The following is a 15234-nucleotide window of genomic DNA, read 5'->3' on the forward strand; positions in this document are numbered from 1 at the left end:
CCGTCAGCGAGCCTCGTAGGGCCAGGCCATCCGGGAGAACTTCTCCGACACCGCACCGGCCAGTTCCAGGTAGGCCCGCGCGGTCGCGGGCTTGAGCGCGGCGAAGTCGAAGTCGGCGCCCTCGGCCAGGTGCGGCTCGAACGGCACGATATGGATCGACTTGCACCGCGCCTCGAAGTGGTCGACGACCTTGTCGAGCTTCAGCGCCGCCGAGCCGGGCTTCGACGCGCTGAACACCACGTGGGCGTCGCGCACCAGCGCCCCGTGCCCGTGCTGGCTCAACCAGTCCAGCGTCGCCGAGGCGCTGCGCGCCGCGTCGATGGCGGGCGAACTCACCAGCACGATGGCATTGGCCAGGTCCAGCACTCCGGCCATCGCCGAATGCATGATGCCGGTGCCGCAGTCGGTGAGGATGATGTTGTAGTAATGCCGCAGGATGTCCATCGTCTGCCGGTAGTCGGTCTCGCCGAAAACCTCTGCGACAGCCGGGTCCTGCTCACTGGCCAGCACCTCCAGCCGGCTCGGCGCCATCCGGGTGTGATTGCGGACGTCCGCGTACCGCCTGATGTCGGGATCCCGCAGGAGGTCGCGCACGGTCGACGACGTCGATGTGTCCAGGACCCGCTCGGCCAGGGTGCCGCGATCAGGGTTGGCGTCCACGGCGATGACCCGGTCGGTGCGCACCATCGCCAGCGCCGAGCCCAATCCCAGTGTGGTGGTGGTCTTTCCGACCCCGCCCTTGATGGACAAAACTGCGATCCGAAAGTCCCCGGTGATAGGTTGCCGGATCTGCTCGAACAGCTCGGCGCGTTCGCGTTCCTTGCGTGAGATGCCGGGGTTGATCCGTCCGCCCGTGACTTTGTACAGCGCGCGCCGCCAGCCCGATTCCGGTGCATGCGGATCGCGGCTCAAGATTTCGGCTTCATCGAGTGACGGCGGCATCCGATATGCCTGCGCCGCAACCGATGCGGGACGGCGGTGGCGCGGACCGGCCGACGCCGGCGGAGACGCCGGGCCGTCGAGCCCCTGCGCCTCCCGCGGGAGCCGGCCGGGTGCTGGCACCCAAGGCGGAACACCCTGCCATCCGGGCGGTGGTGGCGGCGGCAGTGCCGGAGGCCATCCCGGAGGCGCCCCCTGCCAACCGGGCTCGGGCAGGGGCAGACCGGGAGGCCACCCCGGCGGCAGCGCGTCGAGGAACGCCGGGGCCGGGCTCGCCGCGCGCTCGTCGTGTCCGTTCCCGGACGAGTGAGCTTCCGCAAAACCGTTGCCGGCATCCGGTTCCGGGTCGAAGTCGCTGGCCAGCGAAGGCGGCGACGTCTGCCACGGCGGTGGCGCCATGCGCCGCGAAGAGCGCGGCGGCGTCGGCTCGTCGGGAGTGGCGCCGTCGTCGGGCTCCGGCTCCGGCCGACGCTGAAGCTCTGAGTCGTCGCCATCGCCGGGCTCGGGGTTCGGTTCGCGCAATGGCCCGCCGGCCGTCTCGGCTTCCGGCCGATCCGCGACGGGAAACGAATCGTCGTCCGGGTCCCCGAGGTCCTGGTGCTGCTCGTCCCGCCGCGAGCGTTGGGCGGCCATCTGGGCGAGTAATCGAGCTGCCCTGCCTTCGATTTCGTCGTACTCTGCCGACGGCTCGGCGGCCGGGCGCTCGTGGTGGGGATGCATGGCGGTATCACACCTCGACTTTCGGGGCAACGTGTAGCTGGCGCGGTGTCGCGATCACTGTGGCTTTCCGGCGTTCCCGCGGGTGACGACAACGGTGATCGCCGCCACGGCCGTACACGCCGCCAGGACGGCGAGCACGATGTCGCGGGTCCGATGGCTCGCCGGATCCGGCCGTCGCGGAACGCTGATCGCGTGACCGGCGAAGGGGTCGACCCTGTCGGCGGGCGGCGGTATCTCATCGGTCAACGCGGCGACCGGGTCGACGACCCCGTAGCCGGTGGCTGCGTTCGGTCCGGCGTCCGGGGTCCGCGCGGTGCGCTCGATGCGTTCGATCACCTCCCTGGCCGACAGGCCGGGGAACCGCGACCGGACCAGGGCGACAACGCCCGAGACGAAAGGCGCGGCGAAGCTGGTGCCGTTGACCGCGACCGGGCCGTGCTGGGGGTCCTGCCAGGCGTTCATCAATCCGGGACCGTTGGGGCTCAATGATGTCAGCTGCTCGCCGGGCGCGGCCAGGCTCACCCATGGGCCATGCAACGAGAAATCACTGGGCTTCCCGTCCGGCGCCACCGCACCGACCGTGAGTACATAGTCGCGAAACCACGCCGGGCTGGCGACGGTGCGCACCGCGCGCCACGCATCGGCGAGGGGAAGATTGGGATCGCGCACGTCGTTCTGGGCGCTGCACAGCCCCTGCGGGCTGACGTTGCCCGCCGCCGCGACCACCACGACGTTGCGCTCGAATGCGTATCGAACGGCCTGGCCGACGGCGCCGTCATCCAAGGCCGCACCCACCGGGGCGCAGGCCGCCTCGGAGAGGTTGATCACCGTCGCCCCCATGTCGACCGCGTGGACGATGGCCAGCGCCAGCGTGCGCGTATTTCCGTAACCGGGTGACACCGCGTTCGGGTCGTTCTGTGCCGACGCAGGTCCGTGCGCCGCGTACAAATCGCTGTTCTGCCGGATCGACAAGATCGCCGCGTCCGGTGCGACGCCCGCGAAGGCGTCGTCGGGGTCGGGCGCGGCGGCGATCAGCCCGGCGACCAGGGTGCCGTGGGCGTCGCAGTCGACCAAGCCATCCGACGACGAGACGTAATCGCCGCCCGGTTCGAGCGCGCGTAGCCTGGGATTGGGTGCCACGCCGGTGTCGATCACCGCGACCTTTTGCCCGGCACCCCGCGAAAAGGCCCACGCGGCCGAGTAATTGAGCATGGTATCGGCGGCGGGACGTTGCTGAAAGCGGCTGCCGGGGAACACCGTGCCGATCCCGCACGCGGTCCGTTGTTCGGTGGGCTCGGGCGGCGCGACGGGCCCGATCGGCGGATCGCCCGGCGGCACCGCCGGCGGCTCGACGGCCAGTGCCGTCGCGGGTGCCAGCAGCGCGGCCGCGGCGGACATCACGACGGCCAGCACCGCCGCCCAGCGCGTCACGAGATGCCCAGTCGCGGGTAGGCCCCCGCTACCCACAGCGCCAGCGGGATCAGCGCCGCGGTGCTCAGGTAGCTGCAATACGCCGCCGCGGTTGCCAGCCGGCCGCGCACGCGGGCCGACCCCGCCACGGCGATCGCGGTGGTGGTCGCCAGCAGCAGCCCGAACGCCGCCAGGCGCAACGGCTGGCTACCGCCCTGCGCCAGTGCGCAACTGGTCACCGCGAGAGCGGCCGCGGGCACGGTCACCGCGGCGCGTTCCACCGCGGTGACCGGCTCGAGCGCGTAAAGTCCCAGCGTCACCGCGCACCCCAGCGCGAAGGCCAGTCCGGGCCAGTTCACCGGCTGCACCGGCCAGTGCGGCGCGAGGGCGGCCAGCGCTCCGAGCCCCGCGCTGAACGCCAGGCCTGCACGAAACGCCGCGCGGGTCAGGTCATCCGAGCGCACGCGGGCAAAAAGATCCTCCCCCGGGGCGCCGTTGGGTTCGTCGGTGGGTTCGGCGGAGGGCCGGGGACCGCGACGCGTGAACCGCGCCGGCGGAACCGCGCGGCACCCGAGCGTGCCTATGACAGCCAGACCGACACCCACCACCGGGGCCGGGATCCCCGCGGTGTGCACCGCCACCGCGAGCCCGGTGAGGATCGCGATTACTCCGGCGGTCAGGTAACCCCAGCGTCCGGTGCCGATGCCGTAGCACAGCGCGACCGAAATGGTTGCGACGGCGACACATCCGGCGGCCACGGCGTAACCACCCCACGCGTGCGACGTCACCCAGGCGATCGCGGCCACGACGGGAATCACCGCCCATCCCAGCGCGGCGCCGACATCCGACCGGCCATATGAGCGCTGGGCCATCGCGGCCACTCCCGCAAGCCCCAGTGCCGCCACCGCGGACAGCCCGAGCAGCGCGGGGCGATTCGCGGTGAACGCCGGTGCCAGCAGGAAATACACCCACACCGCCGTGGCGCCGTACACGCCGCCGAATGTCATCCAGCGGGCCGCGACGCCGTCCCAACCCGCGTAGCCGGCCTTGTTCAGACGCGCGGCGGCATCCACCACGTCGTCGAAGAGCGTCGGCGCCGACAGCGCCGGTTGCGCGGTCAGCCGCAGCAGCTCGCCCTCTTCCACTCCGGCCTCGCGCAGCGTGGCGTCGGGTGCCAGCCGCGTGTCGCCGCCGTGCCGGCTCAGCACCCACACGGTGCGGTTGGCCTCCTTCGGCGGCTCGTCCGCCGGTTGGGCGTCCGCGGCCTCACGCACCCGAGCCAGTTTGACCAGCTCCGGGGTCAACCATGCGAGCGGCACATCGAGCGGCAGCGACACGTCCACCTGAGTGCGGCTGGCCAGCAACGACAATCGCACCTGTGGGGGCGCCGGCGAGACCCGCGCGGCCTCCTCGGTCTCGCGAGTTCCGGTCATACGTCCGGCATTCGCGACAGCTGGACGACGTCGCTTCTGATCGTCCGGGACACGAGCATGCCGCGCCCCGGCGGCATGGGCTGGGCCTTGTAGCCGAACAGCGCGCCTTCCTCCTTGGTGCCGCTCATCACCAGGGCGTTGCAGGACAGGTCCTTCAGGCGCCCGACGATCGGATCCATCATGGCGCGCGCGGCGCCGCCGATTCGGCGGGCGACCACCACGCGCAATCCGATGTCCCTTGCCTGCGGCAGGTATTCGACCAGCGGACCCAGGGGATGATTGAGCGAACCACCCGGGATGAGGTCGTAGTCGTCGATCAGCACGTACACGTCCGGGCCGTGCCACCACGAGCGCTCTCTGAGCTGTTGCTGGGTGATGTCGGCCGGGGGCAGCCGGTCTTTCATGGAACCCGCCAGCGCCGCCATCAGTTCGGCGCACGACTGAGCGGACGTCGCATAGCCGCCGAGGTGCTCGTCGTCGACGACTCCCAGCAAAGTGCGCCGGAAGTCGACCAGGACGATCTTGCAGTCCCGCGGCGAGGTCTTCTCCATCAGGCCCTCGGCGATGTTGCGCAGCAAACCGGTCTTACCGCATTCGCCGTCACCGAACACGACCAGGTGCGGCTGGGCGTCGAAATCGAGGACCACGGGCGCCAATTCCGTTTCGTTGATGCCGATGGCCACCTTCGCCTTCCCGTCCAGTGCACCGGCGTGGCGCGCGGCATCCACGACAGCGAGACGGTCGATGCTGTGGGGCAGCATCCGCACCCGCGGTGCCTGCCTCTCGCCGTAGGCCTGGCGGACCTCGGCGCAGGCACCGGAGACGCCGGCGGGCAGGTCCTCGACGTCGGAACTGGAGTCGAGGCGGGGCAACCCGATCAGGATGTGCAGACGCTCCGGGCTCATTCCGCGGCCCGGGCGGCCGACGGGAACGAGTTCGGCCCATTTGCGGCCGATGTCGCTGTCGACGGGGTCACCCATCCGCAGCTCGACACGCGTGCCCAGCATGTCCTTGACGGCCGGACGGATCTCCATCCAACGGCTGGCGGTGACAGCCAGGTGAATGCCGTACGAGAGCCCCTGGATCGCAATAGCCTGCAATGCTGGTTCCAACATTTCGAAGTCGCTTTTGATGGTGGCCCAACCATCGACCACCAGAACCACGTCGCCGAACTTGTCCTGGTTCAACGGGTCCCGGGCCGCGTCGTCCGGCGGCATCCCGGCCAGCTGCGCCTTGCGCTGCCGGAAGTCGCGCATCGACTCGATTCCAAGATCCCTGAATCGCAGCTCGCGCTCGCGCAGCAGCCCGCTGACCTCGGCGACGGTACGGCGGATGCGGTCGGCGTCCATGCGTCCTGCGACGCTGCCGACGTGCGGCAGATTCACCAGGCTGCCCAGGGTCCCCCCACCGAAGTCGAGGCAGTAGAACTGCAGTTGCTCGGGGGTGTGGGTGGCGGCGGCGGCCATGATGATGGTGCGGATCGCCGTCGACTTGCCCGACTGCGGTCCGCCGACGACCGCGACGTTGCCCTGCGCACCGGACAGGTCGATCACCAGGGAGTCGCGGCGCTGGTCGTAGGGCCGGTCCACCACTCCGATCGGCAGCCAGAGCCGTCCGTTGCGGTTCGCCGGATCGCTCCACCTCGGATTGGGCAGCAGCACGTTGACCGCCGGGCTCGCTTCCAGTGGGGGCAGCCACACTTCGTGAGCGGGACGCCCGTGCCCGCGCAGCCTGTCCACCACGACGTCGAGCAAAGTGGTCTTGGTGGGCGCCGACGAAGTTTCCGCATCGGCCGCGTCGGTGGCGTTCTCGATCGGTGCGGCCGGCGCGGCATCCTTGTCGACCGGCGTCGCGGTGAACAGCTTCGGCGCCCGGGCGCCCAGCAGCGACGTCCGCCCGGTCCGGGACGTCAGCCGGGGGCTGACGTACTCACCCGACACGTAGGAGGAGTTGAACCGAATCGGTTCGTCGGCGTCGCATTTGAGGAACGCCGAGCCGGGGACGCTCGGCAAATGGTAGGCGTCCGGCACACCGAGCACGCTGCGAGACTCGCCGGCCGAGAACGTCTTGAGGCCCACCCGGTAAGACAAGTGTGAGTCGAGCCCCCGCAGCTTGCCCTCCTCGAGGCGTTGCGACGCCAGCAGCAAATGAATGTGCAGTGACCGGCCGAGCCTTCCGATCATGACGAACAGTTCGGCGAAATCGGGCTTTTGCGAAAGCAGTTCGGAGAACTCGTCCACCACGATGAACAGGGCGGGCAGTGGGTCCAGCTCAGCCCCGTTGGCTCTGGCCCGCTGGTACTCGGTCACGTTGGGAAAGCCTGCCGAACGCAGCAGCTCCTGGCGGCGGTTCATTTCCCCGGCCAAAGCATCGCGCATCCGGTCGACCATCGTGAGCTCGTCTTCGAGGTTGGTAATGATTGCGGCGATGTGCGGGACACCGTCGAGCCCGAGAAACGTTGCCCCGCCCTTGAAGTCCACCAAGACCAGATTCAGGACCTCCGGCGAGTGTGACGTGATCATGGCCAGCACCAGGGTGCGCAGGAATTCCGACTTGCCCGAGCCGGTGGCACCGATGCACAGGCCGTGTGGGCCCATGCCGCCCTCGGCGGACTCCTTGATGTCCAATTCGAGCGGCTGACCGGCGGGCGTGTAGCCGACAGGCACCCGGAGGCGATTGCGCGGGCCGGGCTGGCGCCACACCTCCTCGGGGACGATCGTGGCGGCGTCGGGAATGTTCAGCAACGCCATCAAGCCGGGATCGGTTGCGCGGGCATCCGATTCCAAGTTGACGATGTGGGCGGCGCCGCCCAGCTGGTAACGGCTGAACGCGCGCGCGGTGGCCTCGGCTTCCGCGAGCGTGATCCGATCCGGCGTGGCAAAGCGTTCGGTGCCCGCGGCCGTGCGCGCACCGACGTCGTCGTCCTCCACGACCAATTGCAGCCCGCGCCGGGCGGCTGCACCCTCGCGCGGGCCGTTGAGGTCCAGGACGGTGACGCTGTCCAGGCCGGCGTCGGTGACCAGCCTCTCGTCGCCCGTGACGCGGCCGTCGTCGATGACGACGACCAGCTGGCGAACACCCTGGCCCGGCGCGGCATTTCGGCTGAATCGGCCGCGTTCCGCCAGGTCCGAGGCCAGTGAGTTCTCCAGCAGCTCCAGCGACGGGAAGAGCAGCCGCATGCTGCCGCAACCATCTCGCGCGGTCGCGTGCTGTGCTTGCGGCAACCACTTCACCCAGCTCCAGTTGGCATCGTCCGGGTCGGCGGTCACCACCGCGACGTGCAGGTGATCCGGACCGTGGAAGGTGCACAACTCCAAGAGCATCGAACGCACCAACTGTCGGCCGAGCTCCCGGTCGCCTTGCAGGCTGACCGTCGGGAACGCGCGCAGCGACACCGCAGTCGGCAGGGAATGAACCACCGAATGCGTGCTGACGAAGCGCCGCAGGGCGTTGGTGGACACCGGCTCCAGGTCCTCCGGCGGGCCGGTCTCGGGCGCCATCAGCCGGGTGGCCAGCCGGTGAGTGCCGACTCCGACACGAACGTGACAGAAATCGTGGTCGGTGGGCCGACGTTCCCACATGCGACGCGTGCCGGCTATGTCGATGAGGGTCCGCGGATCGGGGTGGCTCCACTCCAACGCGGCGCGCTGGGCGCCACCGGTTGCTTCGGCATCCTCACGCAGCCCGGACAGGTAGGTGAAGAAATCCTTGCGCTCCTCGTCGAGTTCGGCGGCGGCCTTGCCCCCCCTGCCGGCGCCGCCTCCCATGAACATGCCCGCCATCGACATCACCATCATCATGGGAAAGATCAGGAACGTCGGGTTACGGGTGACGTCGCGACCGCCCACCGTGATCATCAGCGCGATCATGCCGACGCTGGCGACGACCATCATCAGCGGCATCAGCTTGGTCAGCAGATTGCCCGGAATGACGCGGGGCACCTCCGGCGGTGACTGGAGCGCAACCTCTCCTCCGGGCATCCGCGGCGGCGCGACGCGCAGGCGGCGGACGAAACCTTGCCTAGCCAAGCTTGCCTCCCGTGCCGACGCCCGACCGGCGTCACGAGCCCCAGGTAGTGTTTCCACCATGTCCCACATGGCAGGCCGCGCGCGATGGCGGTAGCGCTGCCGTTGGCCGACCCGGACCCCGCATTCGACGACGAACAAGGGTTGAGCCGGATCACCGTGGTGGTCGGCCGGCTGCTGCTGGACGTGGGTGCGCCCGACAACGCCAGCGTCGCGGCGATCGTCGGTGACGTCATCCGGTTGGCCGACGACCAGCTTACCGTGCGGCGCGAACCGCGCGTCAAATTCGATGAGGCCGAAGGGAAATGGACGTTGTCACGGCTCACCGGCGAGGTCCTGGACCCGGATCGGTCGTTGAGCGACGCCGGCGTCTACGACGGCGAGCTCCTGCTGGTGCGGCTAACCGGCCGGCCCAGCCCGACGCCTTTGGTCGACGACGTCGAAGGCATGGCCGAATCCGCCGACGACCGCTGGGCCGCCAAGCACGGCCGGACGGCGGCTCGTTTCGGGGTGGGGGCGGCGCTCTCCGTGGCGACCGTGTTCCTGCTTCGCCTGGGGGTCGGCGCGCCCTCGGTCCTCGGCATGCCGATACCGGCCGTGGCGGTATTGCTGGCCGGAATCGGCTGTGTCGTCGTAGCATTCCTCGGCTCACCGCGTTCCGGGGACGCGGACGGCAGCGCGTGGGTCGCCGGCATCGCGCTGCTCTTGATCTTCGGGGGTTCTTGGTCTGCGGTCCCGGGCGCACACGGATTGGACGCGATGCCCGTCGCCTTGGCGCTTACGGCTCTGGTGGCGCTGCTGGGGCTGCTGACCTCGCGGCGGGGCCGGCCGCTGTACAGCGCCGTTGTTGCGCTGGGCGTGTTGGGCACGCCGGCCGCGCTCGCGCAGCTGCTCTTACACCCGGATCCGCGCTCGGTGGGGGCGCTGCTGGCCACGGCGGCGGTCATCGTCGTGTACCTCGCGCCGCGGGCGACAATCCTGCTCTCCAGGCTCCCCGTGCCGCGCGTTCCGACCGCCGGTGAGCCGCTCGACGATATCGAAACCCAGGGCGGGACAGCGGTCGACGGCGTCAACGCCATCGGCAAGCAGGTCATCCCGACCGAGGAAGGGGTGGCCGAACAGGTCCGGCGGGCCAGGGACCACCTGACCGGGATTGTGACGGCGGCCGCGATCCTGGCCGTCGTCGGCTGTTACTGTGCGCTGGACGTCGGTGGCGGATTCTTCTGGCAGGGAACGTTGTTCGACGTCGCCGTTGCGGTGGTGCTGTGTTTGCGGGGGCGTAGCCACCACGATCTGGTGCAGTCCGCCGTGTTGATCGGCGGTGGCTTGCTGATCGCGCTGGCCCTCATCGTCAAAACCGCCACCTTCGTGGACGGGTGGCAGGTCAATGCAGCCGTTGCCCTGGTCGCCCTGAGCCTGCTGATGGTGGTCTGTGGGTTGGTGGCGCCCCAGGTCGAGTTCTCGCCGGTGCTGCGACGCTGGGTCGAGGTCCAGGAGTACGTTGCGATCGGGACGATCTTCCCGCTGGCGTGCTCGATCATTCGGTTGTACACGTTCTTCCGCGAACTGCGGATCTGAGTTCAGCCCCTTGGCGGTGTGACTTTGAAACCCTTCGCGTCGGCGGCTATTCCGTCGTGGGCGACCAGCGCCGCCTGCGCGGACAGCTCCGGCCCCGGCGGCAGTAGCGCCAGCACGTGCCATGGCGCGGGTCGAGGCTGTTCGCCGGAGCCACCCGCCGCTTTGATCCCCTCCAACCCGAGGGCTGCCGCGGAGGCCTCGTCCGCGACGTGGAAACGCACCCCCACGTCGTCGACATAGAACAAGGGCCCCATGTTCCGGCTGTCGGGCTCGTCACCGGTGGCGCGCACGTATTCACCGGTCCCCGGCCGAAGGTAGGCGCTGTCCAGGCCGGGACCCCCGCCGTCCGCGGTGGCCAGGCGCACCGGTTGCGCATCCTCGGGCAACGGGAGGCGATTGCCCACCAGCATGCGGGTGGTCGGGCCGGCCCCGGAGTCGTTGCGCTGCCAGGACATACACACCACCCGGTCAGGATCGGCGTGGACGAAGCGCGTCGGGGTCACCGGGTAGCGGTCGACCCGCAAGCTGTGGACGACGGGCGCCGCGCTGACCAACGCCGGGGAGACCGCGACCGGCGCCGCGGCGGCGGGCTCCTGGTTGCCGTACCGAATGATGTCCGCGGCGGCCGCGGAGATCGGTTGCAGTCCCTCGCGCAGCACCACGTAGAGCTGCTCACCCCGAGAATCGACCGCTTTGACGATCGTGCCCACCCGGTAGGTGTCGGGCAGATAGCCGGCCTGCTCGCCCACCCCCTGGATGGTGATCGGCACGATCGGATCGACCAGCGGGAACGAGTTCAGCAACCCCGGTGAGACATCTCGAATTTCGCTGTCGTTCAGGTGCAGTGCGTTGTACAGGGTCGGGTCGGCCGGGTCGATGGCGGCCCGCACCCCGTTGTATACAAGGTATGTGGAACCCCCGGCTTTGGTGAGGATCATCTGCTCGGGCGAGGCCTCGCGAATGCCCTCACCCAGCACAGGCTGGTTGGCCAGCACCGTGGTTTCGACGACCGGCGTACGGGTCTGCTCGGTGGCGGAGGCAAGCTGTGTGGAATCACACACCGTCCATGACGAAACGGCCGGGTCCGCCGCGCCGTGGATACTGCTGGGGGCCCCGACGATCCCGACCGCCGGGCCTAACGGAACGGTGTTAAGGAACTTGTCGTCGACTTGCTTTGGGGAATCGCTCTTTCCGACGATCAGCCGGGCGGACGCGAGGTTGAGGACGGGATGCAGACGGTCACCGATGCGCACGAACAGTGTGCCGTTTGATTTGCTGAGCATGATTGTCGAATCCCCGAAATTCGGGGCCGGCCGAAAGAATGCCAGGACCCCGGCGCCGCCACAGATGAGGACGGCGACGATGAGGCCGACCAGGAGCGCGCGCACCTGTCCGCGCATCGGGTCGTGGATCATCCGCGAGTCGGCGCGGATCAACGCGTGCTCCAGCCGGCGGACCAGGAGCCGATACCCGTTGACCTGCGCGCGCGTCGTCACTTGCGCCGGCATCGCGGCCCCCATCAAGGCTCGAGGAAGGACAAGAAGTCGAGGACGAGCCTACCCCTCCACGACAGGCACTGCCGCCGAACCCATTTCACTCGTCGGCCGGACCAAGGATGGCTGCAGGTGACCATTCGTAGCGCTACTCGCGCGGACCGTGCCCGAGCGGATGAGCTGTCGGCGACGACGGCGATCCTCCCGCAGCGCGCGCTGCCGATGTCGGCCCTGCTGGCGGCGCAAACCCTCGTCGCACTGGGTATCGCCGGTGGGGCGCTGGAGCACCGGCCGGGGTGGTACGGCGCCGCAATCGGTTTGGCGGTTGCGCTGGTGCTACTGGTTCCCATCCGAGGGGGGTCGTTATCGCACCGCGCGGTGGGGCGGCTCGGTTTCTGGCATGACAAGCGTCGCCGCCGGCCGCGGCGATTCGACGCGTTCGACACCGAGCCACCCGAGGGCGCTCCGATGGGTTTCCATTGGGACGGAGAAGTCGTGATGTCTGTGGTCCGAATCGAACAGAATCCGCAGGCGATGACGGTCATGGAACCCGGCGCCTTGGTCTCGGGAGAGACGATTTCGCTGCGCCTGCTCGCCGATTGCCTGCACCAATTCGACATCTCGCTGGATTCCATCGATGTGATCAGCCGCGGTGTTCGCTCCCCGAGCCACAACGCCATCGGCGCGGTCTACGACGCCGTGCTGGGACCGCTGCCGGCGATCGCCGCGCGCACGGTTTGCGTGGTGATCCGCTTGGATCCGACCCGGTGTCCCGATGCCGTCCGCCACCGGGGCGGGGGGTGGGGCGGTGTGATCCGGACCGCCGCGACGGCCACCAGCCGGGTAGCCAACCGGCTGGTCGAGGCGGGCCTGCGGCCGCGCATCCTGACGAAGGCCGAGATCGCGACGCTCACAGACGAATTGTGCGCTGGTCTTGACCCGCACGACCTGCAGGAGACCTGGCCGGCGTGCCGCAGGGGCCGGTTCGAACTGCGCACGTGCTTTCTGCGGCCGTCGATGTTCACCGCGGCGGGGCTGGGACAGTTGTGGACCGTGCCGACTCAGGCGACGACGGTTTGCGTCTCGCTGCGCCGCGAGGGGCGCGCCGGCCGCATCAAGCTTCGTGGCCTGGTCCGGTTCGAGACGTTCGGACCCGTCCGAACCCGGCTGGACGGCCTCGGGGAGCTGCCCGGCAGGCAGCACGCCGCGTTGATGTCGACCCTGCCGGTGCCGTTGCCGCGACGGCCGTTGCCGCAGTGGGTGTTCGGCGACGGACCTGACTCGATCGGGGCTCTCGCGGTGCCGGCCTGCGGATGCGGCCAGCTGATCGGAGCCGACGAGCTCGGGCGGGCGGTGGCACTGCCGCTCTTCGGTCCGCGGGTGCGACGAGTCGAACTGTGTGGCACGTTGCATTTGGCCCAGCAGGTCGTGCTGCGCTCCATCGCGCTGGGCGCCCGGGTCCGGGTCCACACCGGCCGGCCCGTCGCGTGGCAAGCGATGGTCGGGCAGATCGCCGATCACGAACTGCTGAATATCAACGGCCACAACGCGGAAGCCGCTCTGCCCGACCAGACTACCCATTATGCGGTGGAACTGTTCGACGGGGCGACCGAGCGGAGAGTCCGGGACGCGGTGACAACGATGGTGGTCAGACCATCGCATGCCCGACCCACCGAGAATGCCGATGTGACATTGCAATTGCTCGACCACGATCGGGACCTGGTGCGCGTGGAAACCCGGTCGGAGTCGGCCGTCGTGACCATGGTGGCCACCGATGATGAGATGCGTTACATCAGATCATCGTTCGACATGGCCGACTGACGAGACGAAAGGGTCTTCGATGACCGACTGGTCGGGACGCGCGGCTTATTCGGAAAATTCACCGGCGGGCTCCGCCTTCGGCGACACGGCGGACCGGGTGGGTCGGGCATTGTGGATCGCCGTCGCGTTCTTGGGGCCGGTGATCTTGGCGGTCAGTGTCGGCTCACCGGTCGCCCCCGATTTCCCGGTGCGGCTCGGCGTGCTGGCCGCAACCGTGGCGGCGGTGGGCCTGTTAAGGCGCCAGCCCAGCCGTGGCTGGCTCGTCGTCGCGCTGGCGGTCACCGGATTCTCCGACGCCCTGCTCAGCTGGGTCAGGGCCGGAAATCCCCACTGGGCGCTGACCGTCGTCATGGCGCTCACTGCGCTGCAGGCCCTCTCCGCGGTGGGCGCGCTTTTGCGCGAGGCCAGGGTCTTTCGGTCGGCCGGCGGCGCTGTCGCACCGGACTATTCGGCGTACGCACGCATGGTCCAGATGTATCAGGCGTATGCGGCGCAGTACCAGCAGTCGCCCGCGGAGTCGTATGCCGCCACCGGACACGCGACGGCACAGGAACGGGCCAGCACGAACGCCCACGCCGCAGAGGCGGGCGCCGCGGAATCATTCGCGGAACTGCAGGCCAGATACGCCCAGCATGGTGTAGGCACCCCGCCTCAGCAATCGCGCGGGTCGAGCGGTGCCCGCTTTGCGGGACCACCGACCGATCCCGGCATGCCCGGCGCGAACCGCGGCGCACCCGAACCCGACCCGTACCGTGCTTACCGGCAGAACCCGGGCAAGGGCACCGTGGAACCCACCGGCCCCTAGCCTGTCGGGCGCCAAGAGGCTTGCGGACGCGGCCGATACGACTGGTCTCGTCGTCTCATACGTCCAGCATTCGCCGGATCGCCGCAATTCGATCCGCCATCATCCGTGCCCCGATGGTGGTCCCCGGAACGATGTGGGCCATGTGAAACGCGTTGGAATAGTGGTGGACCTCGGTGGGCACCCCGGCCTGGATGAGCATGCGCGCGTAGTCGAGGCCCTCGTCGCGTGTCGGATCGACTTGGTAGGCGGTGACGAACGCGGGCGGAAGCCCGGCCAGGTCGTCGACCGTGGCGCGGGCCGGTGCGGCATAGAGCGGGACCTCGGCGCTGCCCGGTTCCGCGGTGCCTTGCAGGTAATAGCGCCAGGTGGGCGGGGAATTGACGGATTGCCATGAGGGTGTATCGACGAGCGTCGTCATCGAAGGGGTATCCAGGCGATCGTCGACAGTGGGTGCATCGAGGATCTGAGCCGTCAACCGGGGACCCTGGCGGTCTCGGGTCAGCATTGCCAGCGCCGCCGCAAGGCCGCCTCCCGCGCTCTCGCCCAACACACCGATGCGGTCGGGATCGATGCCGAATTCTTTGCCGCGCTCGGCGACCCACTGCAGGGCCGCGTAGCTGTCGTCCAGGCCCGCGGGGTAGGGATGCTCGGGTGCCAGCCGGTAATCGACGGCCACGACGGTGACGCCGGCCTGTTCGACGAGCATTGGAGCGGTGACGTCCGCGGCGGGCAGCCCGCCCATCACGTAGGCGCCAGCGTGCAGGTACAGCAGCGCGGGCCCGGGGGCCGACCGACTAGCGGGCGCGTAGATTCGGACCGGCACTTCCGCCCCATGGTGCTCCCCGACGACGACGTCCTGAACGGTGAGTGGTGTCCCCGCTTGATATTTCGGCAGCTGAGTGAACAGCAACCGTTCGGTCTCGCGCGCGGAGGCAAGGTCGGCGAGGTCCACCTTAGGCAGGGCCCCCGCCACCGCGGCTAGCTCCGGGTCGAGCAAATAGTCCATGTCG

Annotated in this window: 8 protein-coding genes and 1 pseudogene; 3 read left to right on the forward strand and 6 right to left on the reverse strand. The window is 69.3% G+C overall.

The genetic code is table 11. The annotated features are described in order from the left end of the window. Positions 1-3 precede the first annotated feature (3 nt). The 4 genes and pseudogenes from G6N56_RS23845 to eccCa all read right to left on the reverse strand — a co-directional run. Positions 4-1332, reverse strand: a pseudogene (locus G6N56_RS23845) (AAA family ATPase); the annotation flags it as partial. A 381-nt stretch (positions 1333-1713) separates the two neighbouring features. Next, the gene (gene mycP / locus G6N56_RS23850) at positions 1714-3057 is read right to left on the reverse strand and encodes a type VII secretion-associated serine protease mycosin (protein ID WP_085254294.1); all 1344 of its coding nucleotides are present in this window, start codon (positions 3055-3057) and stop codon (positions 1714-1716) included. 29 nt (positions 3058-3086) lie between these two features. Then, positions 3087-4502 (reverse strand): type VII secretion integral membrane protein EccD, encoded by a 1416-nt coding sequence (eccD, locus tag G6N56_RS23855; protein WP_085254264.1) that lies wholly within the window; start codon positions 4500-4502, stop codon positions 3087-3089. Then, positions 4499-8530 (reverse strand): type VII secretion protein EccCa, encoded by a 4032-nt coding sequence (gene eccCa / locus G6N56_RS23860; protein WP_180150405.1) that lies wholly within the window; start codon positions 8528-8530, stop codon positions 4499-4501. The genes eccD (G6N56_RS23855) and eccCa overlap by 4 nt, the downstream gene beginning before the upstream one ends. An 84-nt stretch (positions 8531-8614) precedes the next feature. Here eccCa and eccD (G6N56_RS23865) point away from each other — a divergent pair, with 84 nt between their 5' ends. Beyond that, positions 8615-10105, forward strand: coding sequence for a type VII secretion integral membrane protein EccD (gene eccD / locus G6N56_RS23865; protein ID WP_085254262.1), 1491 nt, complete (start codon positions 8615-8617; stop codon positions 10103-10105). A 2-nt stretch (positions 10106-10107) separates the two neighbouring features. Here the strand turns inward: eccD (G6N56_RS23865) and eccB are convergent, their stop codons facing one another. Beyond that, on the reverse strand, positions 10108-11613 hold the full coding sequence (gene eccB / locus G6N56_RS23870) for a type VII secretion protein EccB (RefSeq protein WP_085254293.1): 1506 nt from the start codon (positions 11611-11613) through the stop codon (positions 10108-10110). 117 nt (positions 11614-11730) lie between these two features. On the opposite strand from eccB, the gene eccE reads away from it, so the two are divergent. Continuing rightward, positions 11731-13419, forward strand: coding sequence for a type VII secretion protein EccE (gene eccE / locus G6N56_RS23875; RefSeq protein WP_232069139.1), 1689 nt, complete (start codon positions 11731-11733; stop codon positions 13417-13419). Between the two features lie 19 nt (positions 13420-13438). Beyond that, positions 13439-14224, forward strand: coding sequence for a DUF5336 domain-containing protein (locus tag G6N56_RS23880; RefSeq protein WP_085254260.1), 786 nt, complete (start codon positions 13439-13441; stop codon positions 14222-14224). A 55-nt stretch (positions 14225-14279) separates the two neighbouring features. Here G6N56_RS23880 and G6N56_RS23885 read toward each other — a convergent pair whose 3' ends face one another. After that, the gene (locus tag G6N56_RS23885) at positions 14280-15230 is read right to left on the reverse strand and encodes an alpha/beta hydrolase (protein ID WP_085254259.1); all 951 of its coding nucleotides are present in this window, start codon (positions 15228-15230) and stop codon (positions 14280-14282) included. Positions 15231-15234 lie beyond the last annotated feature (4 nt).

The organism is Mycobacterium saskatchewanense (assembly GCF_010729105.1).
In the GTDB taxonomy this organism is placed as follows: Bacteria; Actinomycetota; Actinomycetes; order Mycobacteriales; family Mycobacteriaceae; genus Mycobacterium; species Mycobacterium saskatchewanense.

Excerpts from the sequence above, each read along its gene's own strand:
- mycP (WP_085254294.1), bottom strand. The coding sequence starts at position 3,057 with ATGTCCGCCGCGGCCGCGCTGCTGGCACCCGCGACGGCACTGGCCGTC.
- G6N56_RS23885 (WP_085254259.1), bottom strand. The coding sequence starts at position 15,230 with ATGGACTATTTGCTCGACCCGGAGCTAGCCGCGGTGGCGGGGGCCCTG.
- eccD (WP_085254264.1), bottom strand. The coding sequence starts at position 4,502 with ATGACCGGAACTCGCGAGACCGAGGAGGCCGCGCGGGTCTCGCCGGCG.
- G6N56_RS23880 (WP_085254260.1), top strand. The coding sequence starts at position 13,439 with ATGACCGACTGGTCGGGACGCGCGGCTTATTCGGAAAATTCACCGGCG.
- eccD (WP_085254262.1), top strand. The coding sequence starts at position 8,615 with ATGGCGGTAGCGCTGCCGTTGGCCGACCCGGACCCCGCATTCGACGAC.
- eccB (WP_085254293.1), bottom strand. The coding sequence starts at position 11,613 with ATGCCGGCGCAAGTGACGACGCGCGCGCAGGTCAACGGGTATCGGCTC.